Origin of the sequence: Klebsiella sp. FDAARGOS_511 (assembly GCF_003812845.1) — a bacterium.
In the GTDB taxonomy this organism is placed as follows: Bacteria; Pseudomonadota; Gammaproteobacteria; order Enterobacterales; family Enterobacteriaceae; genus Klebsiella; species Klebsiella grimontii.
The window spans coordinates 1116053-1140590 of the sequence record NZ_CP033824.1 but is presented as its reverse complement, the minus strand read 5'-3'; the positions used below and the strand labels follow the sequence as shown (position 1 = coordinate 1140590).

At 57.0% G+C, this 24538-nt stretch carries 24 protein-coding genes; 15 read left to right on the top strand and 9 right to left on the bottom strand.

Annotation, left to right across the window (positions count from 1 at the left end; translation table 11 throughout):
* Positions 1-10 precede the first annotated feature (10 nt).
* The 7 genes from pxpB (at position 11) to nei (ending at position 5570) form a co-directional block, all read left to right on the top strand.
* Positions 11-667: a 5-oxoprolinase subunit PxpB gene (pxpB, locus tag EGY08_RS06640; RefSeq protein ID WP_004130512.1), complete on the top strand. Its 657-nt coding sequence runs from the start codon at positions 11-13 to the stop codon at positions 665-667.
* Complete coding sequence (pxpC, locus tag EGY08_RS06635; RefSeq protein ID WP_049122802.1) at positions 661-1593, top strand: 5-oxoprolinase subunit PxpC; 933 nt, start codon at positions 661-663, stop codon at positions 1591-1593. Before pxpB ends, pxpC begins: the two co-directional genes overlap by 7 nt.
* On the top strand, positions 1583-2329 hold the full coding sequence (gene pxpA / locus EGY08_RS06630; RefSeq protein WP_004130514.1) for a 5-oxoprolinase subunit PxpA: 747 nt from the start codon (positions 1583-1585) through the stop codon (positions 2327-2329). The genes pxpC and pxpA overlap by 11 nt, the downstream gene beginning before the upstream one ends.
* A gap of 62 nt (positions 2330-2391) precedes the next feature.
* On the top strand, positions 2392-3117 hold the full coding sequence (locus EGY08_RS06625) for a DUF969 domain-containing protein (RefSeq protein ID WP_004130515.1): 726 nt from the start codon (positions 2392-2394) through the stop codon (positions 3115-3117).
* On the top strand, positions 3114-4109 hold the full coding sequence (locus tag EGY08_RS06620) for a DUF979 domain-containing protein (protein WP_004130517.1): 996 nt from the start codon (positions 3114-3116) through the stop codon (positions 4107-4109). Before EGY08_RS06625 ends, EGY08_RS06620 begins: the two co-directional genes overlap by 4 nt.
* 9 nt (positions 4110-4118) lie before the next feature.
* Positions 4119-4763, top strand: a complete 645-nt coding sequence (gene pcp, locus EGY08_RS06615; RefSeq protein ID WP_004130519.1) for a pyroglutamyl-peptidase I — start codon at positions 4119-4121, stop codon at positions 4761-4763.
* Between the two features lie 15 nt (positions 4764-4778).
* Positions 4779-5570: an endonuclease VIII gene (nei, locus tag EGY08_RS06610; RefSeq protein WP_049114984.1), complete on the top strand. Its 792-nt coding sequence runs from the start codon at positions 4779-4781 to the stop codon at positions 5568-5570.
* Positions 5571-5615: 45 nt separating this feature from the next.
* Here the strand turns inward: nei and gltA are convergent, their stop codons facing one another.
* Positions 5616-6899: a citrate synthase gene (gltA, locus tag EGY08_RS06605; RefSeq protein WP_004100276.1), complete on the bottom strand. Its 1284-nt coding sequence runs from the start codon at positions 6897-6899 to the stop codon at positions 5616-5618.
* A 639-nt stretch (positions 6900-7538) separates the two neighbouring features.
* Between gltA and sdhC the strand changes: the two genes are divergently transcribed.
* The 8 genes from sdhC (at position 7539) to sucD (ending at position 17531) form a co-directional block, all read left to right on the top strand.
* Positions 7539-7943, top strand: a complete 405-nt coding sequence (sdhC, locus tag EGY08_RS06600) for a succinate dehydrogenase cytochrome b556 subunit (protein ID WP_004130523.1) — start codon at positions 7539-7541, stop codon at positions 7941-7943.
* Positions 7937-8284, top strand: a complete 348-nt coding sequence (gene sdhD, locus EGY08_RS06595; protein WP_004100278.1) for a succinate dehydrogenase membrane anchor subunit — start codon at positions 7937-7939, stop codon at positions 8282-8284. The genes sdhC and sdhD overlap by 7 nt, the downstream gene beginning before the upstream one ends.
* On the top strand, positions 8284-10050 hold the full coding sequence (sdhA, locus tag EGY08_RS06590) for a succinate dehydrogenase flavoprotein subunit (protein ID WP_009651647.1): 1767 nt from the start codon (positions 8284-8286) through the stop codon (positions 10048-10050). The genes sdhD and sdhA overlap by 1 nt, the downstream gene beginning before the upstream one ends.
* A gap of 15 nt (positions 10051-10065) precedes the next feature.
* Positions 10066-10782 (top strand): succinate dehydrogenase iron-sulfur subunit SdhB, encoded by a 717-nt coding sequence (sdhB, locus tag EGY08_RS06585; protein WP_004130526.1) that lies wholly within the window; start codon positions 10066-10068, stop codon positions 10780-10782.
* Between the two features lie 571 nt (positions 10783-11353).
* On the top strand, positions 11354-14161 hold the full coding sequence (gene sucA, locus EGY08_RS06580; RefSeq protein ID WP_004130528.1) for a 2-oxoglutarate dehydrogenase E1 component: 2808 nt from the start codon (positions 11354-11356) through the stop codon (positions 14159-14161).
* Between the two features lie 14 nt (positions 14162-14175).
* Positions 14176-15396 (top strand): 2-oxoglutarate dehydrogenase complex dihydrolipoyllysine-residue succinyltransferase, encoded by a 1221-nt coding sequence (gene odhB / locus EGY08_RS06575; protein WP_049122804.1) that lies wholly within the window; start codon positions 14176-14178, stop codon positions 15394-15396.
* Positions 15397-15495: 99 nt separating this feature from the next.
* Positions 15496-16662 carry an ADP-forming succinate--CoA ligase subunit beta gene (gene sucC / locus EGY08_RS06570; protein WP_004130532.1) on the top strand — a complete coding sequence of 389 codons (1167 nt, stop codon included), beginning with the start codon at positions 15496-15498 and terminating at the stop codon, positions 16660-16662.
* Positions 16662-17531, top strand: a complete 870-nt coding sequence (sucD, locus tag EGY08_RS06565) for a succinate--CoA ligase subunit alpha (protein ID WP_004100288.1) — start codon at positions 16662-16664, stop codon at positions 17529-17531. Before sucC ends, sucD begins: the two co-directional genes overlap by 1 nt.
* Before the next feature lie 97 nt (positions 17532-17628).
* Here the strand turns inward: sucD and EGY08_RS06560 are convergent, their stop codons facing one another.
* The 8 genes from EGY08_RS06560 to otnK are packed head-to-tail and all read right to left on the bottom strand — an operon-like array spanning position 17629 to position 24380.
* Positions 17629-18282, bottom strand: a complete 654-nt coding sequence (locus tag EGY08_RS06560; RefSeq protein WP_004130535.1) for an aspartate/glutamate racemase family protein — start codon at positions 18280-18282, stop codon at positions 17629-17631.
* On the bottom strand, positions 18279-18698 hold the full coding sequence (locus EGY08_RS06555; protein ID WP_004130536.1) for a GlcG/HbpS family heme-binding protein: 420 nt from the start codon (positions 18696-18698) through the stop codon (positions 18279-18281). Before EGY08_RS06555 ends, EGY08_RS06560 begins: the two co-directional genes overlap by 4 nt.
* 5 nt (positions 18699-18703) lie before the next feature.
* Positions 18704-20047 (bottom strand): bile acid:sodium symporter family protein, encoded by a 1344-nt coding sequence (locus tag EGY08_RS06550; RefSeq protein ID WP_004130539.1) that lies wholly within the window; start codon positions 20045-20047, stop codon positions 18704-18706.
* 21 nt (positions 20048-20068) lie between these two features.
* A complete protein-coding gene (locus tag EGY08_RS06545) occupies positions 20069-20881 on the bottom strand; it encodes a 3-keto-5-aminohexanoate cleavage protein (RefSeq protein WP_004130541.1) in 813 nt (270 codons plus the stop codon).
* Between the two features lie 22 nt (positions 20882-20903).
* Complete coding sequence (locus EGY08_RS06540) at positions 20904-21686, bottom strand: hydroxypyruvate isomerase family protein (RefSeq protein ID WP_004130543.1); 783 nt, start codon at positions 21684-21686, stop codon at positions 20904-20906.
* Positions 21667-22476, bottom strand: coding sequence for a DeoR/GlpR family DNA-binding transcription regulator (locus EGY08_RS06535; RefSeq protein ID WP_177447613.1), 810 nt, complete (start codon positions 22474-22476; stop codon positions 21667-21669). Before EGY08_RS06535 ends, EGY08_RS06540 begins: the two co-directional genes overlap by 20 nt.
* 6 nt (positions 22477-22482) lie before the next feature.
* Complete coding sequence (locus EGY08_RS06530; protein ID WP_087828659.1) at positions 22483-23127, bottom strand: aldolase; 645 nt, start codon at positions 23125-23127, stop codon at positions 22483-22485.
* Positions 23124-24380, bottom strand: a complete 1257-nt coding sequence (gene otnK, locus EGY08_RS06525; protein ID WP_087828658.1) for a 3-oxo-tetronate kinase — start codon at positions 24378-24380, stop codon at positions 23124-23126. The genes EGY08_RS06530 and otnK overlap by 4 nt, the downstream gene beginning before the upstream one ends.
* Between the last annotated feature and the right edge of the window lie 158 nt (positions 24381-24538).

The following is a 24538-nucleotide window of genomic DNA, read 5'->3' as shown; positions in this document are numbered from 1 at the left end:
GGAGGCAAAAGTGCAGCGAGCGCGTTGTTATTTGTTAGGTGAAACGGCAGTGGTACTGGAGCTTGAGCCGCCGGTATCGCTGGAAAGTCAGAAGCGGATCTGGCGGTTAGCCCAGCGTCTGGTAGGCCATACTGAGGTGGTGGAAGCCATCCCGGGCATGAACAACATTACCGTGATATTACGTAATCCGCAGCAGACGGCGTGGGATGCGATTGAACGCCTGCAGCTCTGGTGGGAGGAGTGCGATACGCTCGAACCGGAGTCGCGGCAGGTTTCGGTCCCGGTGGTTTATGGCGGCGAATACGGACCGGATCTGGGGGAAGTTGCCCGCCATAGCGGCTTGAGCGAGAAGCAGGTGGTTGAGCTGCATTCGTCGGTGGAGTACGTGGTGTGGTTCCTCGGCTTCCAGCCGGGCTTCCCATATTTCGGCGGCCTGCCGGAGCAGCTGGCGATGCCGAGACGGGCGGAGCCGCGCCTGCTGGTGCCCGCAGGGTCTGTCGGTATCGGCGGGGCGCAAACCGGAATTTATCCGCTGGCGACGCCCGGTGGGTGGCAGTTGCTGGGGCGTACACCGCTGGCGCTGTTTGATCCGAAGCGCAAGGAGCCGGTGTTGCTGCGTTCCGGCGACCGGGTGCGTTTTGTGCCGCAAAAGGAGGGCGTATGTTAAAAATTATCCGCGCCGGAATGTATACCTCGGTGCAGGACGGTGGGCGTGAAGGGTTGCGTCAACTGGGCATCAGCCGCTGCGGCGCTATGGATAAGCCGGCGCTGGTCACCGCTAATCTGCTGGTGGGGAACGGCGCCAACGCCGCGGCGCTGGAGATAACGCTGGGCCAGGTGGATATTCAGTTTGAGCGTAACGGCTGGTTTGCGCTGACCGGCGCCGCCTGCGAGGCGAAGCTCGATGGCGAGCCGGTATGGGTGGGCTGGCGAACGGCGGTCAAGGCCGGGCAGCATCTGGTGCTCAAGAATCCCCAGCACGGCGTGCGCAGCTACCTGGCGGTGGCGGGGGGAATTGCGGTACCGAAGGTGCTGGGTTCGCGCAGCACTGACCTGAAAGTGGGGATTGGCGGCCTGGAAGGGCGACGCCTACAGGACGGCGACCGGTTGAAGCTGGGGAAATCGGATAAGCAGTTCCGCGGGCCGCGCGGCGTGAAGCAGCTGCCCATCGGCAACCGCATCCGCGCGCTGCCCGGGCCGGAGTACCAGGAGTTCGATAGCGTGTCGCAGGACGCCTTCTGGCGCTCGCCTTGGCAGCTTAGCCCGCAGAGCAATCGCATGGGCTACCGCCTGCAGGGGCAACCGCTGAAGCGAACGACCGATCGCGAGATGCTGTCCCACGGTCTGCTGCCCGGGGTGGTGCAGGTTCCGCATAACGGCCAGCCCATCGTACTGATGAACGACGCGCAGACCACCGGCGGCTATCCGCGGATTGCGACCATCATCGAAGCCGACATGTATCAGTTGGCGCAGATCCCGCTGGGACAACCGATCCACTTTGTTCCCTGTTCCCTGGAGGAAGCGCTGAAAGCGCGCGCCGACAGGCAACGTTACTTTGAACAACTGGCATGGAGACTTAACGATGAAGATTGATTTAAACGCCGATCTCGGCGAAGGCTGCGCCAACGATAGCGCGCTGCTGCAGCTGGTCTCTTCCGCCAATATCGCCTGCGGTTTCCATGCGGGCGATGCGCTGATGATGCTGCAGTGCGTTCGCGAAGCGCTGAAATATGGCGTCGCGGTGGGCGCGCACCCCAGCTTTCCCGACCGGGAAAATTTCGGCCGTACGGCGATGCAGCTGCCGCCGGAGACGGTTTATGCGCAAACGCTGTATCAGGTTGGCGCGCTGGCGGCGATGGTGCGCGCGCAGGGCGGCGAGCTGCGGCACGTCAAGCCGCACGGTATGCTGTATAACCAGGCGGCAAAAGATCCGCAGCTTGCCGACGCTATCGCCAAAGCGGTATATGACGTTGACGCGGGTCTGGTGCTGGTTGGCCTGGCGGGCAGCGAGCTGATTCGCGCCGGGCAACGTTATCAGCTGACAACTCGTCAGGAGGTCTTCGCCGACCGCGGTTATCTGGCGGACGGCAGCCTGGTGCCGCGCACCCAGGCTGGCGCGCTGATCGAAAGCGAAGAACAGTCGTTGGCGCAAACTCTGGAAATGGTGCAGCACAGCCGGGTGCGCAGTATCACCGGCGAATGGGCGCACGTAGTGGCGGAAACCGTCTGCCTGCACGGTGACGGCGAGCACGCGCTGGATTTTGCACGCCGTCTGCGCGCGGCGTTTGCCGGACGCAATATACAGGTCAGTGCGGAAGTAGAAGAATAAAAACAATATTATCAATCAATTAACATTAGACAACAACTCACAACAACATACAGGATGTAATTATGGGAGAGTCATTATCTCTCTGGCCACTGATCGGTATTGCCGCGATCGTGGTCGGATTTGTTCTGCGTTTCAACCCGGTGCTGGTGGTTATTGTCTCCGGGATCATCACGGGTCTGACGGCGCATATGCCGATCGCGACCATTCTGGAGAAGCTGGGCGAAGGATTTCTCAATACCCGCAACCTGCCGTTTATTCTTCTGCTGCCGCTGGCGGTGATTGGCCTGCTGGAGCGGCACGGCCTGAAAGAGCGCGCGCAGACGTGGATCGCGAAGATCCGCAGCGCCACCGCCGGTCGTTTGCTTATCGTCTATCTGTTCGTGCGTGAAGTAACCGCGGCGATGGGCCTCACCAGCCTGGGCGGACATCCGCAAATGGTGCGCCCGCTACTGGCGCCGATGGCGGAAGGGGCGGCGGAGAAAAACTTTGGCGCCTTGCCTGGAGAGGTCCGCTATCGTCTACGCGCGATGTCGGCGGCGACCGATAACGTTGGCCTGTTCTTCGGGGAAGATATATTCGTTGCCTTCGGGGCGATTATCTTTATGCATAACTTTATGCTGGAGTCGGGGGGCATTCAGACTGAGCCGCTGCATATTGCCCTGTGGGGGATACCCACGGCGGTATGCGCCTTCCTGATCCACTCCGCCCGCCTGTGGCGCCTCGACCGTCATCTCCAGCGCGAGCTGGACAAGGTTAACGCCGGTCAGGCGAAAGGCGGTGCAGCATGAATTTTCAGCAAACCTGGCTGTACTGGTTGGCGGGCGTTGTCCTACTGTTGGTAGCAGTGATGTCATGGCGCGATAAGGCCAATCCGCGCAGGCTGACAACCGGCCTGTTCTGGGGACTGTATGGTCTGGTGTTTCTGTTTGGCGACTGGACCTATGAGCTGGTTGGCGACAAGCGCACCGTCAATATCGGCGTTGGCGTGGTGGTGGTGGTACTGGCGCTGATCGCCGGTTTTGGCGGCGTGCGCCTCGGCCGCTATCATCAGCGCTCGCAGGAAGAACGTACCGCCAGCGCCGCGCGTCTTGGCAACCGGCTGTTTTTCCCGGCGCTGGCGATACCGGTGGTGACGGTGATCGGCGTGCTGCTGTTTAATAATCTCCCCTCGCTGCAGGTCGCTATCTTTGGTCCGGGCAATCACGCCACGCTGATCACGCTGTTTTCAATGACCGCAGGTACGCTGCTCGGCCTGGTGATGGCTATCCGCATGACCCATGAAACCGCGGCGCAGCCGTTGCAGGAAGCTCGTCGCCTGCTGGATTCAGTGGGCTGGGCGTTTATTTTGCCGCAGATCCTCGCGGTGCTCGGGCTGCTGTTTACCGCCGCGGGCGTCGGCAATAGCATCTCCTGGCTGACCCAGCACTATCTGGCGGTAGACAGCCGGTTTATCGCCGTGGCCGTCTATACCCTGGGTATGGCGCTGCTGACGATGGTGATGGGCAACGCTTTCGCCGCGTTTCCCATCGTGACGGCGGGTGTCGGGATCCCGATTCTGGTGCTGCAGCACGGCGGTAACCCGGCGGTGATGGCGGCAATTGGCATGTTCTCAGGCTACTGCGGGACCCTGATGACCCCAATGGCGGCGAACTTCAATATCGTCCCGGCCGCGCTGCTGGAGCTGCCGGATAAAAATGCGGTGATCAAAGCCCAGGTGCCGACCGGCGTTATGCTGCTTATCGTGAACGTATTTTTGCTCTATTTCCTGATGTTCCTGTAAGGAGGGATCATGGCTGGCGTACTGATTACCGGTTTTGAACCGTTTGGCGGCGAAGCGGTTAACCCTTCGTGGGAAGTGGTAAAGCGGTTGGACGGCGCTATCATCGCCGGGCAGCCGGTGGTGGCGCGGCAGCTGCCGTGCGTCTTTGGCGAAGCCCTGACGGCGCTGAACGCCGCGCTGGAGGAGCTGAAACCTGTCTTAACGCTGGCGATTGGCCAGGCGGGCGGTCGCGTCGATATCACCGTTGAACGCGTGGCGATCAACGTCGATGATGCGCGGATCCCGGACAATAAAGGCCAGCAGCCGATCGATGTGCCGATCGTTGCCGGAGGCCCGGCGGCGTACTTTAGCACGCTGCCGATCAAAGCGATCGTGACCGCCCTGCGGAGCAAAGGTATCCCGGCGTCGGTATCGCAGACGGCGGGAACGTTTGTCTGTAATCACGTGATGTATGGCCTGCTGCATAGCCTGCGTAACGGCAGCGGCGCGAAGGGCGGCTTTATCCATATTCCGTATTTGCCGGAGCAGGCTGCGGCTCACCCTGGCGAAGCGAGTATGGCGGTAGACACGGTGCGTGCGGCGCTGGAAACGGCTATCGCCGTTGCCCTGCAGCAGGACGGAGACGTGAAAGTCGGCGGCGGCGCAACGCATTAACATAAGGATAAGATTATGCCGGAAGGTCCGGAAATTCGCCGCGCGGCGGATAGCCTGGAAGCGGCGATTAAAGGCGAACCCCTAACCGGGGCGTGGTTCGCCTTTCCGCAGTTACAACATTATCAATCTCAGTTGGTCGGCCAGCGAGTGACGCACATTGAAACTCGCGGTAAGGCGCTGCTGACCCACTTCTCCGGCGGGCTAACGCTGTATAGCCACAATCAACTTTACGGCGTCTGGCGGGTGGTGGACGCGGGGTCGCAGCCTGAAACGACGCGCGTTCTCCGCGTTAGGCTGCAGACCGCGCGCAAGGCGATTTTGCTCTATAGCGCCTCTGAGATTGAGATGCTGACGCCCGAGCAGCTCGCCCGCCATCCGTTTTTGCTGCGGGTCGGGCCGGATGTACTTGATATGCGCCTTAGCGTTGAACAGGTCAAAGCGCGGCTGCTGACGGCGAAATTCCGTAACCGCCAGTTCTCCGGTCTGCTGCTGGATCAGGCGTTTCTTGCCGGATTAGGCAACTATCTGCGGGTGGAGATCCTCTGGCAGGTGGGGCTGACCGGGCGGCATAAAGCCTCTGAACTGGATGAGAAACAGCTCGATGCGCTGGCGCAGGCGCTGCTGGAGATCCCGCGCTTGTCCTACAACACCCGCGGTGTGGTGGAGGAGAATAAGCACCACGGCGCGCTGTTTCGCTTTAAGGTTTTTCATCGCGAAGGGGAGGCCTGCGAGCGCTGCGGCGGAATTATCGAGAGGACGATGCTGTCGTCGCGGCCGTTTTACTGGTGTCCGGGATGTCAGCAATAAAAAAACGCGCCAGAAGGCGCGTTTTTTGTCGTAGCGATAGCCGACTTAGCGGGCGATATCGTTTTTGAAATCGCGCTTTTCGTAGCCGGTATACAGCTGACGCGGACGGGCTATTTTCATGCCGTCGCTGTGCATTTCGTTCCAGTGCGCAATCCAGCCCACGGTACGCGCCATCGCGAAGATAACGGTAAACATGGAGGATGGGATGCCCATCGCTTTGAGGATGATACCGGAGTAGAAATCGACGTTAGGGTAAAGTTTCTTCTCAATGAAGTACGGGTCGTTAAGCGCGATGTGCTCAAGCTCCATAGCCACTTCCAGCAGATCGTCTTTGGTGCCCAGCTCTTTCAGCACTTCATGGCAGGTTTCACGCATAACGGTGGCGCGCGGGTCGTAGTTTTTGTACACCCGGTGGCCAAAGCCCATCAGGCGGAAAGAGTCGTTTTTGTCTTTCGCGCGACGAACGAATTCCGGAATGTGTTCAACGGAGCTGATCTCTTCGAGCATCTTCAGCGCCGCTTCGTTGGCGCCGCCGTGCGCCGGTCCCCACAGGGAGGCAATGCCCGCTGCGATGCAGGCAAACGGGTTCGCGCCGGAAGAGCCGGCGGTACGCACGGTGGAGGTCGAAGCGTTTTGTTCGTGGTCGGCGTGCAGGATCAGGATACGGTCCATCGCGCGTTCCAGAATCGGGTTCACTTCATATTTTTCACACGGCGTGGAGAACATCATATTCAGGAAGTTACCCGCGTAGGAGAGGTCGTTGCGCGGATAAACGAAAGGCTGACCGATAGAATATTTGTAACACATTGCCGCCATCGTCGGCATCTTGGAGAGCAGGCGGAATGCGGCGATATCGCGATGGCGTGGGTTATTCACATCCAGCGAATCGTGATAGAACGCGGCCAGCGCGCCGGTGATACCGCACATAACGGCCATCGGATGTGAATCGCGGCGGAACGCGTGGAACAGACGGGTAATCTGTTCGTGAATCATAGTGTGGCGAGTAACGATTGTTTTGAATTCGTCGTACTGGGCCTGAGTCGGCTTCTCACCGTTCAGCAGGATGTAGCATACTTCCAGATAGTTGGAGTCGGTTGCTAACTGATCGATCGGAAAACCGCGGTGCAGCAGGATACCTTCATCACCGTCGATAAAGGTGATTTTAGATTCGCAGGATGCGGTTGAGGTGAAACCAGGGTCAAAAGTAAATACGCCTTTTGAACCAAGACTACGAATATCAATAACATCCTGACCGAGCGTGCCCTTTAGCACATCCAGTTCGATAGCAGTATCACCACCCAGGGTGATTTTTGCTTTAGCATCAGACATTTATGGTCTCCTTAGCGCCTTTATTGCTTAAGACTGCCGGGTGGTGGATTTGCATTCGGCCCGTAGCAGATGACGTTACCAGTTTGTTATGTTGCACATCGCTCTGCGTCGCGAAAAGGGCAGGGTACAGAGCAAGGGCGCTTGATGGTACGTCTTCAGCCTACGATGAAACAACAGCAAATCAGCGTTTTAGCAGCCCGAATATTATAAAACTATATACCACTAATAACTGTCCTGATTACATCGGTCAATACTCTCTCACTGTTGCATAACTTATTCTCAGGTAAAAGAGTGACCCCATAACTTTTGCGTATTATTGCATTTATCTGGTAATGGTTGTAACAATAATGTTTAATATTTGTCAAATCAGATGATTAAAAATTAAAAATATGTTGTTATCGTGACATTGATCACTGTTCGGGAGAAAACCCGACAAACTATATGTAGGTTAATTGTAATGATTTTGTGAACGGCCTATACTGCCGCCAGGTCTCCGGAACACCCTGCAATCCCGAGCCACCCAGCGTTATTTTGTCACGCTTAAACTCCTGGAAAGGCGTTTTAACATGACTTTTAGTTATAGATAAGGACGCTGTCTGACCCGCAAGCAGACCGGAGGAAGGAAACAATAAGAACAGCATGTGGGCGTTATTCATGGTAAGAAATGTGAAAAAACAAAGACCTGTCAATCTGGATCTGCAAACGATCCGGTTCCCAATCACGGCGATAGCGTCCATTCTCCATCGCGTATCCGGAGTGATCACCTTCGTGGCGGTCGGGATTCTGCTTTGGCTGCTGGGCACCAGCCTTTCCTCTCCCGAAGGTTTTCTCACTGCGGCATCCATTATGGATAGCTTCTTTGTGAAGTTCATCATGTGGGGCATCCTGACCGCGCTGGCGTATCACGCGGTAGTCGGTATCCGCCACCTGCTGATGGATTTTGGCTATCTTGAAGAAACCCTCGAAGTAGGGACACGCTCCGCCAAAATTTCTTTTGTTATTACTGTCGTGCTTTCACTTCTCGCAGGAGTCCTCGTATGGTAAGCAACGCCTCAGCACTAGGACGCAACGGCGTACATGACTTTATTCTGGTCCGCGCTACCGCTATCGTTCTGACCCTCTACATCATCTATATGGTGGGCTTCTTTGCCACCACCGGTGAAATTTCATGGGAAGTCTGGACGGGCTTTTTCTCCTCCGCGTTCACTAAAGTCTTCACCCTGCTGGCTCTCGTTTCCATTCTGATCCACGCCTGGATTGGGATGTGGCAGGTGTTAACGGACTACGTTAAACCACTGGCTGTACGCTTAATTCTGCAACTGCTGATCGTTGTTGCGCTGGTGGCTTACGTTCTTTATGGATTTGTTGTGGTGTGGGGTGTGTAATGAAATTGCCTGTCAGAGAATTTGATGCAGTTGTGATCGGTGCCGGTGGCGCAGGTATGCGCGCGGCGCTGCAGATTTCCCAGAGCGGCCAGACCTGTGCGCTGCTCTCCAAAGTTTTCCCGACCCGTTCCCATACCGTTTCCGCGCAGGGCGGTATCACCGTCGCGCTCGGTAATACCCATGAAGATAACTGGGAATGGCATATGTACGACACCGTTAAGGGGTCGGACTACATTGGCGATCAGGACGCCATCGAATATATGTGTAAAACCGGCCCGGAAGCGATTCTGGAGCTGGACCATATGGGGCTGCCGTTCTCCCGTCTCGAAAATGGCACGATTTATCAGCGTCCGTTCGGCGGCCAGTCGAAAAACTTCGGCGGCGAGCAGGCGGCACGTACCGCTGCGGCGGCTGACCGTACCGGTCACGCCCTGCTGCACACCCTTTATCAGCAGAACCTGAAAAACCATACCACTATTTTCTCCGAGTGGTACGCGCTGGATCTGGTGAAAAACGCCGATGGCGCGGTGGTCGGTTGTACCGCTCTGTGTATCGAAACGGGTGAAGTGGTTTACTTTAAAGCCCGCGCCACCGTGCTGGCGACCGGCGGCGCAGGCCGTATTTACCAGTCCACCACCAATGCTCATATCAATACCGGCGACGGCGTGGGTATGGCGATCCGTGCCGGCGTTCCGGTGCAGGATATGGAAATGTGGCAGTTCCACCCGACCGGTATCGCCGGCGCGGGCGTTCTGGTGACAGAAGGCTGCCGCGGTGAAGGCGGCTATCTGCTGAATAAACACGGCGAGCGCTTTATGGAGCGTTATGCGCCGAATGCGAAAGACCTGGCGGGTCGTGACGTGGTGGCGCGTTCCATCATGATCGAAATCCGTGAAGGTCGCGGCTGCGACGGTCCTTGGGGCCCGCACGCCAAGCTGAAGCTTGACCATCTGGGTAAAGAGGTTCTCGAATCCCGTCTGCCGGGTATTCTGGAACTCTCTCGTACCTTTGCTCACGTCGACCCGGTGAAAGAGCCGATTCCGGTTATCCCGACTTGCCACTATATGATGGGCGGTATTCCGACCAAAGTGAGTGGCCAGGCGCTGACCGTCAACGAGCAGGGCGAAGACGTGGTGATTCCGGGGCTGTTCGCGGTAGGCGAAATCGCCTGCGTATCGGTACACGGCGCGAACCGTCTGGGCGGCAACTCGCTGCTTGACCTGGTGGTCTTTGGTCGCGCGGTGGGTCTGCACCTGCAAGAATCTATTGCCGAGCAGGGCGTACTGCGCGACGCGACGGATGACGAGATCGACGCTTCGCTGGAACGTCTGAACCGCTGGAACGGCAACCGCAATGGTGAAGATCCGGTCGAAATCCGCAAAGCGCTGCAAGAGTGTATGCAGCATAACTTCTCGGTATTCCGCGAAGGGGACGCGATGGCGAAGGGCCTTGAGCAGCTGAAAGCGATCCGCGAGCGTCTGAAAAACGCTCGTCTGGACGATACTTCCAGCGAGTTCAACACCCAGCGCGTTGAGTGTCTGGAGCTGGATAACCTGATGGAAACCGCTTACGCCACTGCAATGTCTGCGAACTACCGTACCGAAAGCCGCGGCGCGCATAGCCGTTTCGACTTCCCGGATCGTGATGATGAAAACTGGCTGTGCCATTCCCTGTATCTGCCAGAGTCGGAATCCATGACGCGTCGTAGCGTCAATATGGAACCGAAGCTGCGTCCGGCATTCCCGCCGAAGATTCGTACTTATTAATGCGGAGACAGGAATATGAAACTCGAGTTTTCAGTTTATCGTTATAACCCGGACGTAGACGATGCTCCGCGCATGCAGGACTACACCCTCGAAGCGGAAGAAGGTCGTGACATGATGCTGCTGGATGCGTTAATCCAGCTGAAAGAGAAAGATCCGTCGCTGTCGTTCCGCCGCTCCTGCCGTGAAGGGGTATGTGGTTCTGACGGTCTTAACATGAACGGGAAAAATGGTCTGGCGTGCATCACGCCGATCTCCGCGCTGAATCAGCCGGGCAAGAAAATTGTTATCCGTCCGCTGCCAGGATTACCGGTTATCCGTGATTTGGTGGTAGACATGGGGCAATTCTATGCACAATATGAGAAGATTAAGCCTTACTTGTTGAATAATGGGCAAAATCCTCCGGCTCGCGAGCATCTGCAGTCGCCAGAGCAGCGTGAGAAACTCGATGGTCTGTACGAGTGTATTCTCTGCGCATGTTGTTCAACGTCTTGCCCGTCGTTCTGGTGGAACCCGGACAAGTTTATCGGCCCGGCAGGCCTGCTGGCCGCGTATCGCTTCCTGATCGACAGCCGCGATACCGAAACCAGCGAGCGCCTCGAAGGGCTGAGCGATGCTTTCAGCGTATTCCGCTGTCACAGCATTATGAACTGCGTCAGTGTGTGTCCTAAGGGGCTGAACCCGACGCGCGCCATCGGCCATATTAAGTCGATGCTGCTGCAGCGCAGTGCATAAGTAACCCGGTCTGTCCCGGATGGCGCTAGCGCTTATCCGGGCTACCAAAAGCAGTAGCCCCGGCAGCGTTCGCGCCGCCGGGAAATGAATACCCTAAATAATTCGAGTTACAGGACAAAACGGCTAGCCGTTTTGAACAGCGCTTGCGCTGGCCCCGTAGGGGCGAGGCCGAAGGCCGAGTCACGCGGCGACGCCGCGAATCCCCAGGAGCTTACTCAAGTAAGTGACTGGGGTGAGTGAGGAAAGCCAACGCGCATGTAACTTGAAGTATGAAGGGGATGGCAGGAAATCTTTAAAAACCGCCAAATATGTACCAGTAATCAAGGCGTTCAGAGCGAGGTAAGGCGGCAACTGAACGCATCCCCGGGAGCATAGTGAACTATGTGACCGGGGTAAGTGAAGGCAGCTAACGCAACAGCAGCCTGAACGCCGAAGATTAATGGCAGTTTTTAAAGGTTCCTTAGCGGACGAAACCACAACTCATCCGCAACAAGTGAACCCCGGCACGTACAACTTCTGTGCGTGGTAGTTTCTACGGCGAAATAAGCATATAAATGCTTAAGGGATCACGATGCAGAACGGCGCAATGAAAGCCTGGCTGGACTCTTCTTACCTCTCTGGTTCGAACCAGAGCTGGATAGAACAGCTCTATGAAGACTTCTTAACCGATCCTGACTCTGTTGACGCCAACTGGCGTTCTATGTTCCAGCAGTTACCTGGCACCGGAGTCAAACCGGATCAATTTCATTCCAAAACGCGTGATTATTTCCGCCGCCTGGCGAAGGATGCCTCGCGTTACACTTCTTCGATTTCCGACCCTGACACCAATGTGAAGCAGGTTAAAGTCCTGCAGCTCATCAACGCATACCGCTTCCGCGGTCACCAGCATGCGAATCTCGATCCGCTGGGACTTTGGCAGCAAGAGAGAGTGGCGGATCTCGATCCGGCTTACCACGATCTGACCGAGGCCGATTTCCAGGAGATCTATAACGTAGGCTCTTTTGCCATCGGTAAAGACACGATGAAGCTGGGCGATCTGATCTCCGCCCTGAAGCAGACCTATTGCGGCTCCATTGGCGCGGAATATATGCACATTACCTCTACCGAAGAAAAACGCTGGATCCAGCAGCGTATCGAGTCGGTAGCGGGCAAAGCGAGCTTTAGCGCCGAAGAGAAAAAGCGCTTCCTCAGCGAGCTGACCGCGGCGGAAGGCCTGGAGCGCTACCTCGGCGCGAAATTCCCGGGCGCTAAACGCTTCTCGCTGGAAGGCGGCGATGCGCTGATCCCGATGCTCAAAGAGATTATCCGCCACGCGGGTAAGAGCGGCACCCGCGAAGTGGTGCTGGGCATGGCGCACCGCGGTCGTCTGAACGTACTGGTCAACGTGCTGGGTAAAAAACCGCAGGACCTGTTCGACGAATTCGCCGGAAAACATAAAGAGCACCTCGGTACCGGTGACGTGAAGTACCACATGGGCTTCTCGTCCGATATGGAAACCGAAGGCGGTCTGGTGCACCTGGCGCTGGCGTTTAACCCGTCGCACTTGGAAATCGTCAGCCCGGTGGTTATCGGCTCCGTACGCGCGCGTCTCGATCGTCTTGACGAACCGAGCAGCAACAAAGTGTTGCCGATCACTATTCACGGCGACGCCGCGGTTACCGGCCAGGGCGTGGTTCAGGAAACCCTGAACATGTCCAAAGCGCGTGGTTACGAAGTGGGCGGTACCGTACGCATCGTTATCAACAACCAGGTTGGCTTCACTACCTCCAACCCGCTGGATGCGCGTTCTACCCCGTACTGCACCGACATCGGTAAGATGGTTCAGTCGCCGATTTTCCACGTCAATGCCGATGACCCGGAAGCCGTGGCTTTCGTGACCCGCCTGGCGCTGGATTTCCGTAATACCTTCAAACGCGATGTCTTCATCGACCTGGTGTGCTACCGCCGTCACGGCCACAACGAAGCCGACGAGCCGAGCGCGACCCAGCCGCTGATGTACCAGAAAATCAAAAAGCATCCGACCCCGCGCAAAATCTACGCTGACAAGCTGGAAGCCGACAAAGTCGCGACGCTGGAAGACGCTACCGAGCAGGTGAACCTCTACCGCGACGCGCTGGATGCCGGCGAATGTGTGGTGCAGGAGTGGCGTCCGATGAACATGCACTCCTTTACCTGGTCCCCGTACCTTAACCACGAGTGGGATGAGAGCTACCCGGACAAAGTTGAACCTAAGCGTCTGCAGGAGCTGGCGAAACGCATCAGTACGGTGCCGGAAGCCGTTGAGATGCAGTCGCGTGTCGCGAAAATCTACGGCGATCGTCAGGCAATGGCCGCCGGTGAGAAGCTGTTCGACTGGGGCGGCGCGGAAAACCTCGCCTACGCTACGCTGGTAGATGAAGGCATTTCGGTGCGTTTGTCCGGCGAAGACTCCGGGCGCGGGACCTTCTTCCACCGCCATGCGGTGATCCATAACCAGAAAAATGGTTCAACCTATACGCCGCTGCAGCACGTCCACAACGGCCAGGGCCATTTCAAAGTCTGGGACTCCGTACTGTCGGAAGAGGCGGTACTGGCGTTTGAATACGGCTACGCTACCGCGGAACCGCGCACCCTGACCATCTGGGAAGCGCAGTTCGGCGACTTCGCTAACGGCGCGCAGGTGGTTATCGACCAGTTCATCAGCTCCGGCGAGCAGAAGTGGGGCCGTATGTGCGGTCTGGTGATGCTGCTGCCGCACGGCTATGAAGGTCAGGGGCCGGAGCACTCCTCCGCGCGTCTGGAACGCTACCTGCAGCTCTGCGCCGAGCAGAACATGCAGGTTTGCGTACCGTCCACGCCAGCGCAGGTTTACCATATGCTGCGTCGTCAGGCGCTGCGCGGTATGCGTCGCCCGCTGATCGTGATGTCGCCGAAATCGCTGCTGCGTCACCCGCTGGCGGTGTCGAGCATGGACGAACTGGCTAACGGCACCTTCCAGCCGGCAATCGGTGAAATCGACGATCTCGACCCGAAAGCCGTGAAGCGTGTTGTGCTGTGCTCTGGTAAGGTTTACTACGACCTGCTGGAACAGCGCCGCAAGAAAGAGCAAAAAGATGTCGCTATCGTTCGTATAGAGCAGCTCTACCCGTTCCCGCACCAGGCGGTACAGGAAGCGCTGAAACCGTATGCGCACGTGCATGATTTTGTCTGGTGCCAGGAAGAACCGCTCAACCAGGGCGCGTGGTACTGCAGCCAGCATCACTTCCGTGAAGTGATTCCGTTTGGGGCCTCTCTGCGTTATGCAGGCCGCCCGGCCTCCGCCTCTCCGGCGGTAGGATACCTGTCCGTTCACCAGAAACAGCAACAAGATCTGGTCAATGACGCGCTGAACGTCGATTAATTAAAGGATACATAATGAGTAGCGTAGATATTCTGGTTCCCGACCTGCCTGAGTCCGTAGCTGACGCAACGGTTGCCACCTGGCATAAAAAACCGGGCGATGCGGTTGTTCGTGACGAAGTGCTGGTAGAAATCGAAACTGACAAAGTGGTACTGGAAGTACCGGCTTCAGCGGATGGCATTCTGGACGCGGTCATTGAAGACGAAGGCGCCACCGTGCTTTCTCGTCAGATCCTCGGCCGCCTGCGTGAAGGCAACAGTGCGGGCAAAGAGTCCGGCGCGAAAGCCGATGCCAAAGAGTCTACTCCGGCCCAGCGCCAGCAGGCTTCTCTGGAAGAACAGAACAACGATGCGCTGAGCCCGGCGATTCGCCGTCTGCTCGCGGAACATAGCCTCGACGCGGCGGCCATTAAAGGCACCGGCGTTGGCGGCCGCCTGACCCGCGAAGACGTAGAGAAACATCTGGCGAACGCTCCGGCAAAAGCTCCAGCCCCGGCGGCGGCCCCCGCTGCTGCTCCGGCTCCGCAGCTGGGCCACCGTTCTGAAAAACGCGTGCCGATGACTCGTCTGCGCAAACGCGTTGCCGAGCGTCTGCTGGAAGCGAAAAACTCTACCGCCATGCTGACCACCTTCAACGAAGTCAACATGAAGCCGATTATGGATCTGCGTAAGCAGTATGGTGACGCGTTTGAAAAACGTCACGGTATCCGTCTGGGCTTTATGTCCTTCTACGTGAAGGCGGTGGTTGAAGCGCTGAAACGCTATCCGGAAGTGAACGCCTCTATCGATGGCGATGACGTGGTGTACCACAACTATTTTGACGTCAGCATGGCGGTCTCCACGCCGCGCGGCCTGGTGACCCCGGTTCTGCGCGATGTCGACCTGCTGGGCATGGCGGATATTGAGAAGAAAATTAAAGAGCTGGCCGTAAAAGGCCGCGACGGCAAGCTGACCGTAGACGACCTGACCGGCGGTAACTTCACCATTACCAACGGCGGCGTATTCGGTTCTCTGATGTCCACGCCGATCATCAACCCGCCGCAGAGCGCGATTCTCGGAATGCATGCCATTAAAGATCGTCCGATGGCGGTGAATGGTAAGGTCGAAATTCTGCCGATGATGTACCTGGCGCTCTCCTACGACCATCGTCTGATCGACGGACGTGAATCGGTAGGCTATCTGGTCGCGATTAAAGAGCTGCTGGAAGACCCTACTCGTCTGCTGCTGGACGTGTAGTCAGCAAGAGTATTACCTACCGTAGGCCGGATAACACGCGCTAGCGCCGTTATCAGGCCTACAGGTTTATAATTATTCCCTGAAGGATGGACTGAACACATGAACTTACATGAATATCAGGCAAAACAACTCTTTGCCCGCTATGGCTTACCGGCGCCGGTGGGTTATGCCTGTACTACTCCGCGTGAAGCAGAAGAAGCCGCTTCAAAAATCGGCGCGGGTCCGTGGGTAGTGAAATGTCAGGTTCACGCTGGTGGCCGCGGCAAAGCGGGCGGTGTGAAAGTAGTTAAGAGCAAAGAAGACATTCGCGCATTTGCTGAACACTGGCTGGGCAAACGCCTGGTGACCTACCAGACAGATGCAAACGGCCAGCCGGTTAACCAGATCCTGGTGGAAGCGGCGACCGATATCGATAAAGAGCTGTACCTCGGCGCGGTCGTTGACCGTAGCTCCCGTCGTGTGGTCTTCATGGCCTCTACCGAAGGCGGCGTGGAAATCGAAAAAGTGGCGGAAGAGACCCCGCACCTGATCCACAAAATCGCCATCGATCCGCTGGCGGGTCCGATGCCTTACCAGGGCCGTGAACTGGCGTTCAAACTGGGTCTGGAAGGAAAACAGGTTCAGCAGTTCACCAAAATCTTTATGGGTCTGGCGACCATTTTCCTTGAGCGCGACCTGGCGCTGATCGAAATCAACCCGCTGGTGATCACCAGGCAGGGCGACCTGATTTGCCTCGATGGTAAACTGGGCGCTGACGGCAACGCGCTGTTCCGCCAGCCGGATCTGCGCGAAATGCGCGATCAGTCTCAGGAAGATCCGCGTGAAGCTCAGGCGGCGCAGTGGGAACTGAACTACGTCGCGCTGGACGGCAACATCGGTTGCATGGTGAACGGCGCGGGCCTGGCGATGGGCACCATGGACATCGTTAAGCTGCACGGCGGCGAACCGGCTAACTTCCTTGACGTTGGCGGCGGCGCTACCAAAGAGCGCGTCACCGAAGCGTTCAAAATCATCCTCTCTGATGACAACGTAAAAGCGGTTCTGGTTAACATCTTCGGCGGTATCGTACGCTGCGACCTGATTGCCGACGGCATCATCGGCGCGGTAGCCGAAGTGGGCGTTAATGTCCCGGTAGTGGTTCGTCTGGAAGGTAACAACGCCGAACTGGGCGCGAAGAAACTGGCTGACAGCGGCCTGAATATTATTGCAGCGAAAAGTCTGACGGATGCAGCTCAGCAGGTTGTTGCCGCAGTGGAGGGGAAATAATGTCCGTTTTAATTAATAAAGATACCAAGGTTATCTGCCAGGGCTTCACTGGTAGCCAGGGTACATTCCACTCTGAACAAGCCATTGCTTACGGTACGCAAATGGTTGGCGGCGTAACGCCGGGCAAAGGCGGTACCACTCATCTGGGCCTGCCGGTGTTCAACACCGTGCGCGAAGCGGTAGAAGCGACCGGTGCAACCGCATCCGTGATCTACGTTCCGGCGCCGTTCTGCAAAGACTCCATCCTGGAAGCTATCGATGCGGGCATTAAACTGATTATCACCATCACCGAAGGTATCCCGACGCTGGATATGCTGACCGTGAAGGTGAAGCTGGACGAAGCGGGCGTGCGCATGATCGGGCCGAACTGCCCGGGCGTGATCACCCCAGGCGAATGCAAAATCGGCATCATGCCGGGCCACATTCACCAGCCGGGTAAAGTGGGCATCGTTTCCCGCTCCGGTACCCTGACCTATGAAGCGGTTAAGCAGACCACCGACTACGGCTTCGGCCAGTCCACCTGCGTGGGCATCGGCGGCGACCCGATCCCGGGATCTAACTTCATCGATATCCTGAAGCTGTTCCAGGAAGACCCGCAGACCGAAGCGATTGTGATGATCGGTGAGATCGGCGGTAGCGCGGAAGAAGAAGCGGCCGCTTATATCAAAGATCACGTGACCAAACCGGTTGTCGGCTACATTGCCGGCGTGACCGCGCCGAAAGGCAAACGTATGGGTCACGCGGGCGCCATCATCGCGGGCGGCAAAGGTACTGCGGACGAGAAATTCGCGGCGCTGGAAGCCGCAGGCGTGAAGACCGTTCGCAGCCTGGCCGATATCGGCGAAGCGCTGAAAACCGTAATTAAGTAATAAGTAAAAAAACAGCCCTGACTTTCTGCATGGTTAAGGGCTGGTCCAATTTCGACATGGTTGGCCATCTGATGATGGCCTTTTTTTTGCCCGTAACTCAGCTTTCCGCCAGTGCTTTCAGCCAACGAATTCCGCTTTCTGGCGAGGTCAAGACCGGAACCGGCGGAGTGGGTAGCTGCTGTAATACCCGGGCCATTGAGGCCTGTGCCAGCATGACCACATCCGCCTGGCTAAACGCGGTTTTTAGCCCGTCGGCGACAATCCGGTCATGGGTATCCATCTCTCCTGCCAGCAGCGCGTGAAAGGCCTCTTCCATTAATATGGGGGTAACGGCGCGCGGCTTACCGCTCTCCTGTATTTTGCGCTGGACGTAATCCAACGTCGGCTTTAGCGTGGTCGCTACGGTTGCCAGCACGGCGATACGCTCACCTTTTTCAATCGCTTCTTTGACCATCGCGCTGTCAATACGGGCGAGCTGGAGCGGCGTCAGAAACTGGCACTGTTCCACCGCCGTGCCAATAGAAGAGCAGGCGGTAATAAAAATATCGCAGTCCGCTTTTTCGGCAATATGCACGTAGTCGGCGATGCGGGCGGCAATATTCGGCGTTACCCCTCCGGCCTTCATGACCTGCTTGATCATGGATTCTTCCACCAGATGCATGACTTCCACTTCCGGCATGATATCGGCAATCAGCTGCTGCATCATCGCGAGCGTCGCTGAACTGGTGTGCAACATAGCGATCTTTTTCATTGGGTAATCTCCTCAAGCAAATTTTCCGCGACGGCCAGCGCCGCGTCGTGATCTTCCTGTGCCGATAGGCCGCCTACCGCGACGGCGCCGAGACATTTCCCGTCGTACAGAAGCGGGATCCCGCCGGGCAGGGCGGTAAAACGCGGATCGGCAAAGTAACTGATGTCCAGCTGCTCTTTTTGCAGGCGCTGTAAAAATGCCAGGGTGGTACAGCCGAGGCGACTGCTGGTACGCGCCTTGCGCTGAGTAAGTTCAATGGTTAACAATTTGGCATTGTCCATGCGTGCGAAGCTGAGCAGTTCCCCGCTGGCGTCGCACACCGCTACGCTTAGCGGGCGCTTTGTATAGCAGGAGTCAGCGAGGTCAAGCGCGAACGCTACGGCGCGTAAAGCCTGCTTCAGAGTGAGAGTCGTCATGGTGATTATCCTTTTGAAAGATGTTCAGAAACGGATTGAGCGGGATTTTTCGCGGCGGCCTGCGCCTGTCGGGCGTCCTTTTTGCGCCAGTAGTTCGCCAGCAGCGAGCCGCTGACGTTGCCAAGCGGAGTCATCACCGCGGAAGCAAGGCCCACCGTTGCCAGCTTGCCCATCGCGGCGGCAAGCCCCGATGCCATTCCGCCGTTTTGCAGTCCGACTTCAAAGGCCACGGTACGGGCGGACTGTACGTCCATGCGGAAGATCCAGCGACTCATCAGATAGCCAATCAGGAAACCGCCGAGGTTATGCATCAGCATGGCGAAACAGAGCAGGAAGCCGACCTGCACCAGGTTGTCGCGTCCCGCGGCGGCGGCGGTGGTCGTGAAGAAAATAATCCCTATCATCGAGATGGTCGGCATGATTTTCTTAATACCCTCAACGCGACCGTACAGCCAGTTGTAAAACAGCGCCCAGACGAGACCGCCAGCCACGAAGTTGACAACCACGGCGTACATTTGCGCTTCGGCGCCGGCACTGGCGAACAGCGTGTTCCAGCCTCCGAAGCTCATATACAGCAGCCACAGGGCGCCGAGCCCGGCCAGTCCTTGCACAATACGACGGCCGCGTATGCTGGCGTAGGTTTTCAGGTAATCGTGTAAGATCGCCGCGCCGATAGGAATGAGCACGATTTTCACCACGTCCATCACCATTGCGGTCAGCTGAATGTCGATCATCGAGCCCGCCAGCAGGTTAACCCACAGCGGCGTCATCACCGTAGCCGCCAGGGTTGAAACCGCCGCTATCGATACCGCCAGCGCCAGGTTAGCGTTGGCGATGTAAACCATCACCGTCGAAGAGAGACCGCTGGGACACGCGCCAATCAGCAGGATGCCCACCGCGACTTCCGGCGGAAAGTTGAAGACCAGGGTAATGGTCAGGCCGAGCAGGGGCATAATGACAAAATGGCAGAAGGTACCGATAAACACCGCCCACGGCATTTTGGCGACATCGATAAAATCCTGGATCGTCAGCTTGGTGCCCATGCTGAACATGGTGGCCTGGATGACCAGGAAAACAATCCATTTATGGGTGATGTTAAAGCCGCCCCAGACGATCAGATCCGTAGACCAGGTCATCGCGGCAACGAAACCGGCGATGATCCACAAGGTAAACTGATAACTGCGTAACCCCGGCCAGTATCCTGCTCCCGCCGCAAAACCGGCGGTGAACATTACCAGCCCAGGCTGCCAGATCGCGGGTGAATGCATCAACGCACCTACCGCCGCCAGGGCGGCGCCGGCGATGCTGACGCCGAGACCGGTTTTGTGAATAACAGTGGTCATAGTCATAGCGAAATGTCCTTTCTGTTGTTATTGCTGCCGGGGTGGAATAGATAACATTTGCCGCGCAATATCGGGCGTGGCGACTTTCTTATCCATGCTGCGAATCAGGGTGGCGAGTTTGGCGACCTGCTGATAGTTATTGTGGGCTTTTTCTTCCGCGCTTAAATAATAGCTATCCTCAAAGCCAATTCGAACCTCGCTGGCGCCCATAGCGACCGCGGCAGCGATAATATCGAAATTCTTTCTGCCAAAATGCGTTATTCCCCATAAGGCCTCGCGGGGGAGCATACTGCGCATGGCAATTAATGCATCAACCGTGGCGGGGGTACTACCGCGATGCCCCAGTACAATATTAAACAGCATCGGTGTTTTGAATTTAATATTTTCCTGCAGAGCAAGGATGTTATTAATCATGCCAATTTCGAAAACTTCAAACTCGGGAATAATGTTATGGGTGATGATTTGTTTTGCACAATATTCGACGTCCGGACCGGGATTAAAGTAAACGGCATCGCCAAGGTTAACGGAGCCGACGTTAAGCGATGCCATCTCCACCCCTGAGCAGGCCAACGGCGCGCAGCGTTCGGCGATGGACAGCGAAGAGACTCCGCCGGTAGAGGCCTGAATTATCAGGTTTGAGTGGCGTATTACAGGGTCGATTGTGGCCTGAAAATCGACGGTGTCCGGCGTCAGACGCCCCTGCTTATCACGGACGTGCAGATGAACGATTGCCGCGCCATATTCCACGCTGGCGAGTATTTCCTGCGCCAGTTCTTCGGGTATGACTCGAGGGCAATCCGCGGCAACGGGTGCCAGCGAGATAATAACGGTATCCGACATGTTTTCCTCCGGTACAGAGAGATTAAAATTCCAGGTAAGGCGTTATCCAGCGTAATGATTCGGGGCCTGATGTTGACGGTTGATATTCACAACCAATCCAGCCCGCATAGTTCATTTTTTTAATAAAATCGAATAACCATGCTTCATTTAATTCGCCGGTCCCAGGTTCATGGCGATAAGGAACAGAAGCAATTTGAATATGTTTGATAAGCGTAAAATAGCGTTCAATATTTTTGGCGACGTTGCCGTGAATTTTCTGGCAGTGATAAATATCAAACTGTAAACCGATATTGTCCCTGGCAACCTGGTGAATGATTGTGGCGGCCAGCGGAAAGCTATCAATAAAATAGCCGGGCATATCCTGCGAGTTTAATGGTTCAATCAGCACATCTATTCCCGCGACAGCCAGCACATCGCAGGCGATACGCAGCCTGTTGAGCAAGAGCTCAAGCTGGGCCTGATGCGTCAGAGCGTCGCAGCGCAACCCCGCCATAACGTGAACCCGGCGGCAGCCCAGCGCCGTGGCATAATGACGAGCCAGCTCCAGACTGCGATGAAACTCCTCTTCGCGCCCTGGTAGCGCTGCCAGCCCGCGTTCACCCTGAGACCAGTTGCCTGCAGGAGCGTTCATCAGCACCAGCGGAAGAGACGTTTGCCGTTGCGCCGCCTGCAGCTGTTCTAGCGGGTGTTGCCAGAGAAACAGCCCTTCAATGCCGTGAAAACCGGCCGCTTTTGCCGCCTGGAAACGTGCCGCTATCGGTAAATCGGTAAATAGCCAGTCGAGGTTAGCCGCGAGCTTCAGCATGATGCTCTCCCTCCCGGCTATCTACCAGATGCAGCTTCACGCCCTGGCTGGCAATAGTATGTTGCGCATCTTCCGGTAGCCGGTTATCAGAAACAATATCGGTTAACTGCTCCAGCCCGCAGATATGGAACATGCCGTATTTCCCAAATTTGCTGCTATCGCAGACCAGTACCCGACGCCGGGAAACGGTGAGCACCGCCTCCTTGACCGAGGCTTTCCCTTCGCTCGGCGTTGACATTCCGCGTTCGGTATCCCACGAAGAGGAGCTCAGAAACGCCACGTCAATATTAATGGTGCGAAGAAAGCTGGCGGCGCTTTTGCCAATGCTTGAGCGGTTGCGCTGATCCACCAGGCCGCCGGTGTGATAGAGCGTGATATGCGGCATATCCATCAGGTAGTGGCTGATGGAAAAGTCGTTGGTGACGACCGTCAGGTTAAAACAGCGGCTGGCGGCCACCGCTTTCGCCACTTCAAACAACGAGGTGCCGGCATCGAGGTAGAGCGTTTGACCCGGCTCGATAAGCATCGCCGCCAGCTGGCCCATTTTGCGTTTTACATCATGATGCAACTCCGCTTTTTCCCGCCACGGCAACTCGGATTTAAGCAGGTTATTAAGCTTCACGCCGCCGTTAATGGCGATAACTTTGCCCTCTTCTTCCAGCAGCTGAATGTCGCGGCGTACCGTCATATGCGACACGCTCATCAACTCCGCCAGTTCATTGAAGGAGGCGGCGTTTTTTTCATGCACGTAGCGGTAAATAAAGTCGCGCCGTTGTTCCGGGATCATCATCGCACCTCAGGCCTGTCGGGATTGTTCGAGTTCGGCCACCGCTGCTTCTGAGAGCGGGACATAGCCGAGCGGTTTTAAGGTCAGCCAGATACGGGCGCTGTCTTCCAGTTCCTCGGCGTTAAACACCGCCTCGCGCAGCGAGCGACCGCTCACTACCGGCCCGTGGTTAGCCAGCAGCGCCGCCGTATGGTCTGCGGCGATTTCACTGAGCGCGCTGGCAATGCCCTCGTGTCCGGGTTTGAAATAGGGCAGCAGCGGCAGCCGTCCGACGCGCATCACGTAGTACGGCGTTAACGGCGGCAGGCAGTTTTCCGGCGTGGTGCACGGTAGACAGGAGAGCGCGGTCAGCCACGGAGAGTGCAGATGTACTACGGCCTCGCAGGAAGGCCGGTGGCGGTACCACGCCAGATGCATAGGGACCTCTTTGGACGGCTTATCGCCGCTGAGATGCACGCCATCGGCATCCAGTCGACTCAGGGTGGCGGCCTGCAGTTCACCCAGACAGGAATTGGTTGGGGTCACCAGATAGCCACCATCCGCTAGCTTCACGCTGAGATTACCGGAACCGCCGCTGCTGTAGCCGCGCATAAACAGAGAGCGCCCATAATGGACCAGCTGTTCGCGGAGTTGGTGTTCACTCACCGGATTCATGATGGATACTCCTGGGCCGTAAAAAAGAAATCTTCGTTGCCAAAATTGCCTGACTTCAGGGCCAGCGCCAGGCCGGAAGAGAAGACCCAGGGCACGCCCGGCGCGATTGCTCTGCCGACGGCCAGGCGCTTCACCTCTAGCGCTTCCACGACGGTGCCGGAGGTTTCTCCGCCAGCGACAATAAAAGTATTGATGCCTGCGGCCAGGAGTTTGGCGCTCAGCCGGGCGAAAGTGCGTTCGATTGCCCGGCTGGCGGCCTGTTCGCCATATTTCTGCTGAATGCGCTGTAGCGCCTCTGGCGGCTGGGTGGCATAAAGTAGCGGTGCGAGCGGGTTGCTGACATGCGCCATCGCCCAGGTAGACAGCTCATCGCTGTAGCTTTCGCTATCCGACAGGCAGCGGGCAACGTCAAGCAAACAGGATGCCGCCTGGGCTTTATAGCGGTTGACCTGGCGGTTACTCATCGCCGAACAGCTGCCGGAGAACACGACCGCTCTGACGGGAGAGGGAAAGCGGTGCGGCGACGCGACAGGATGACCGCCAGCGATAGCGGCCAGCGCGCCGCCGAGACCGGAACCTCCGGCCAGTAGCGGATATTCCTGCAGCGCCTGAGCCAGGGTATGGAGATCGGTGTCATCCAGCGTATCGACAATGACGTGGCGCGTCCCTTCAGTCTGATAGCCTTCTAAGGCGTAAGTGACCGCTTCCACACCGCTGCGAATCGTATTGAGAGCGATGTGCCCAACCGCGCTGGCCGTCTGCGCGGCCAGCAGGCGCGGTATGCTGGCATCGGTCATCGGATTTAGCGGATGTTTTTCCATACCGGATTCGTTAAGCAGTACCCCGTTCACAAACAGATGGCCGTGGACCACCGTGCGCCCATTTTGCGGCAGGGCGGGGCAGTGAACGATTAGCGGGGCCTGAATGTCGTTCATCAGCGCATCGCTTACCGGGCCGATGTTGCCCGCCGGCGTGGAATCAAACGTTGAGCAATACTTGAAATAGATCTGGCGGACGCCGACGTTTTGCCTTAGCCAGCGGGCGCAGGCCAGGGACTGGGCGACGGCCTGTTCTGCCGGTAAAGCGCGGCTCTTCAAAGAGATGACGATAGCGTCAACCTCTTCGTTCCAGCACTGAGTGATATCGGGCATACCGGGCAGAAGCGCGACTCGCCAGCCCTGTTCAGTCATAAAGCTTGCTATATCCGTTGCGCCGGTAAAATCGTCGGCGATAACGCCAGTAGTGACGGCCATGGATCCACTCCGTTCAAGTTGTTTTCACATTGAACCTATTATTCAGGAGGGCATTTCACATTCACATGATGATTCTCACAAACAGCAACATCACAAAAATGCATGAAATTTGCCTAATTAATTGAAATGTAATAGTTAATTCTTTATCGGCCAGAAAT